Raw genomic sequence first — 3520 nt, 5'->3', positions numbered from 1 at the left:
AGTGGTAACAACTGGAGCTTTCTTAGTTCCTACTTCAACAACTTCATCAACTGCTGGAGTTGTGATGGTGTTGGATTTCACTACACGACCTGTTTCCTTGCCGTCAGTGTAAGTAACCGTCTCAACGATTGTACGAACACCTTTTTTACCTGGAGTTGTTACATTGCGGACACCTTCTGGAAGGGCTGGATTTGGAACTTCTTTGACTTGGAATTCTACTTCTTCTGTCTTAGTTTCTTCCTTAGTGGTGATGACTGCGCCAGTACCTTCTTCGATGACTTCATCTACAGCTGGTTTAATAACTGTTTCAGACTTTTTCACACGGCCTGTTTCCTTGCCGTCTGTATAAGTGATTGTGTAGACAACTTCCTTTTCACCATTGACACCTTGAACTTTTGTTTTTCTTGTGCCTTTTGGTAAAGCTGAATTTTGCTCAGTTGAAGATCCGTAAAGGATTGGTTCTTTGACTGTAAGGTCCTGTGTTGTAATCTTTGGCTGTGGTTGCGGATCTGGTTGAGGTTGCGGTTGTGGATCTGGTTGAGGTTTTGGTGATTCACCATTTAGAAGGGCTTGAGCTTTTGCTTTTAAAGCTTGATAACGAGCTTCGTACTTGGCAAAACCTTTCTTTCCTTCTTCACTCTTGATCGCATTAACTGCAGTAGTATGAGACGCTTCTAAGTCTCCCAATGCAATTTCCAAACCTTCTCTAGTATCTGAATCGTCTGGATTGAATTCTTTGATTGCTTCTTCAAACTCATCCATTTGATTTTTAAAGTTCGCTGCTGCTTGCGCTTCTGCTGCATCTGGAATTTCCTCATCCTCTCCAGGCACTTCCTCCGCATAGACAGTAGGTACATGTGTCAGCTCAGGATATTTATAAACGGCTACTGCTCCCAAAGCATTAACAGCTAGCACTGAGATTCCTAACTTAATTAACTTTTTTCTATCCATAATGATTTTCCTTTAATCTTTTTCCTAATAATACGATAGTAACCAGAAGAGCATAGCTCTCCTGGACTATCTTACATTAATGCTTTGGTTTTCTTCTCAAAAGAAGTCCCATCAGCACAAGGATCATTCCGATAATCACCTCATTTACCATAGTACCAGAAGTACCTGTTTTTGGCAAGATATTCTTAGGTTTTTCTGGCTCTGGTGTTGGTGCCGGTGGCAAGTCACCCTTAGGCGCTGGTGGCGTATCAGGTGTAGTTGGTGGCGGCGTATTCGGTGTTGTCGGTGGTGTATGTGGTGTTGTCGGCGGTGTATTTGGCTCTGGCGGATAAACGTTTACTGTATTCGTTACTTTCGGTTTATCGTTGAAGGTTACAGTAGCCTTATTCGGAATCTTCGTCTCATTATTCTCTTTATTCAAGTAGCTAGACAAGTCTGCTCCGTCTTTAATAGATGAATAGATGATGACGCGGAAGGTGCTACCCTTCAAGGCTTCCAAAACAGCCTTATCAGTAACTTCTACGGTAACTTTCTGACCTTCTACAGTTACTTTGGCGATTTTCGCAAGAGCTTCATCCGTGATCTCACCCTTGTCATTCACTGTTGTGAATGCTTCGAGAGCTTTTTCGAGTTTCTCTTTGCTCTCTTTCAGTTGTTCAAGGTTCTTATTCAGCTTATCTTGTTCAACTTTTTGTTCTTCAGGTGTTGCGAGGTTACCAGCTTTCGCACCATCTGCTTTCAGTTGTTCCAATTCAGCTTGTGCTGCTTTGAGGCTTTCTTCAAGGGCTACCACTTCAGCGTTATTGTCTGCTGGAGCAGGTGTCGCTGTAGCATTGCCTGCGTCAGAATCTGAAGATGTAGCTGGTGTTGCAGGTGTCGCTGCAGCTGTAGCTTTTTCTTTGGCTGCTGCCAATTGTGCTGTTAGCTCTTCTACCTTCTTCTCAGCTTCTGCCAGTTTCTTAGCAAAAGTACCATTTGTCTCTTTGCCTTCGAGCTCTTTCAGGTCGCTTTCTGCTTTTTCAATCTTAGCAGTAATCTTCGCAATGGCTTCTGCGACTTTATTTTCCTCAACCTTAACAGCTACACGGTCCACTTTCAGAACTTTTTCAAGTTCATCTGTTACCGTAAAGCTATTCAATTCAGTCTTCACATCACGGCCTTGAGCGTCTTTGATAGGGTTGCCTGATTCATCAACTGGATCAGTTGGCACCTTCGCTGTCACATCAAAGCGGAAGCCTTCCTTGAGTTCTTTCAGACGGTAAGCAGTTGATGGGTTAGATCCATCAGCTGGACCTACTGTCTTAGCTGGTTCGTTTGGTTTTGGTTCCTCAGGTTTTTCTGGGTCCCGTGGACGAACGGTTACTGGGTTAGATTCTTTTGTGCCGTTCTTGCCATTGCTATCCTTGAAGGCAATTGTTGCCTTGTTTGGAACAGTTTGGTTTTCGTAAGCTGATAAGTCACTATCTGCTTTCAGCTTAGCTGGAATGTAAAGTTGGATTTCTTTATAGCCACTGATACGAGCGAAGTCTTTCACTGTTACAGTAACTGTATTGCCTTCCACTTTTGTTTCCACAGCGTCTGTTGCATAACCATCCACGTAAGCTACAGGAGTTCCTGTGATTTCAAGAACTGGTTCCAAAGTATCCGTAACGGTGAACTCTTTGTAGAGGCGGATATCTTTTGGAATTTGTGTGTTGACATTGTACATGTAAGGAACATCACGGTCAACATCTAAGTGATCCAATGTACGGTTAATCTTCTTCGTAACCTCTGGTCCAGGTTGTTTTGGAACTTCGACCGTAACTGGCTTAGTTTCTTTCTTGCTTGCTGGATTATTGTTAATCAAGTAAGAAGCTGTATTTGGTACAGAGTAGCTATTAGCTGTTTCATATGGAGTTAAGTCTGCATCCGCTTTAATCTTCGCTTTGAAGGTTACTTGGACTTTCTTACCACCATTTGCTTTGACAGTCTCTTCTGGGAAGGTTACTTCCAGAGTTTGACCGTTTTTCGCTACAGCTGCGTCTGCTTTCTTACCACCAAGAGTGACTTGGACATCACCGGCAAATTCAAGAACGTCTTTCAATTCATCGGTAACTGTAAAGCCTGTCGCATCTTGAGGCATAGTTGTATGGATGTTGTATGTGAATTCTTCTGTTCGATCTGCAATTGTTTCAGAAGGTTTTGAATTCACATCTTTTTCAATCGGTGGCTGTTCTGGAGATGGAGGAGTGACAGGTACTACGTTAGAGTCCTTCGTTACAGCTGGTTTGTTAGGGAAGCCAACTGTGTAAGAAGCCTTATTCGGTACTTCTGCCTTGTCTGCTTTCATGTAAGCTGACAAGTTTGCACCCTCTCTGATCTTAGCCTTGAAGTTGAGGACAACTTCTTTACCACCGTTTGCTTTCACCTGATCTTCTGTCAGGGTCAACTTGATGGTTTGACCGTCTGTTGTAATCTGGTCTGCCTTCAAGTCTTCACCTGCTAGAGTCGCAGATGATTCACCCGCAAACTCAAGAACATCTTCCAGCTTATCGCTGATAGAGAAGGCTGTCGCATCTTGCGGTACAGT

General features: G+C 43.2%; 2 protein-coding genes. Both read right to left on the bottom strand.

Annotation, left to right across the window (positions count from 1 at the left end; translation table 11 throughout):
* On the bottom strand, positions 1-951 hold a 951-nt coding region (locus tag O3640_RS10835; RefSeq protein ID WP_371586868.1), incomplete at its 3' end, for a G5 domain-containing protein.
* A 76-nt stretch (positions 952-1027) separates the two neighbouring features.
* A partial coding sequence (locus O3640_RS10830) for an isopeptide-forming domain-containing fimbrial protein (RefSeq protein ID WP_371586867.1) occupies positions 1028-3520 on the bottom strand: 2493 nt, incomplete at its 5' end.

Origin of the sequence: Streptococcus sp. 27098_8_75 (genome assembly GCF_041432475.1) — a bacterium.
In the GTDB taxonomy this organism is placed as follows: domain Bacteria; phylum Bacillota; class Bacilli; order Lactobacillales; family Streptococcaceae; genus Streptococcus; species Streptococcus gordonii.
Note: the sequence above shows the minus strand (reverse complement) of the source record. Positions and strands in the feature narration are given on the sequence as shown.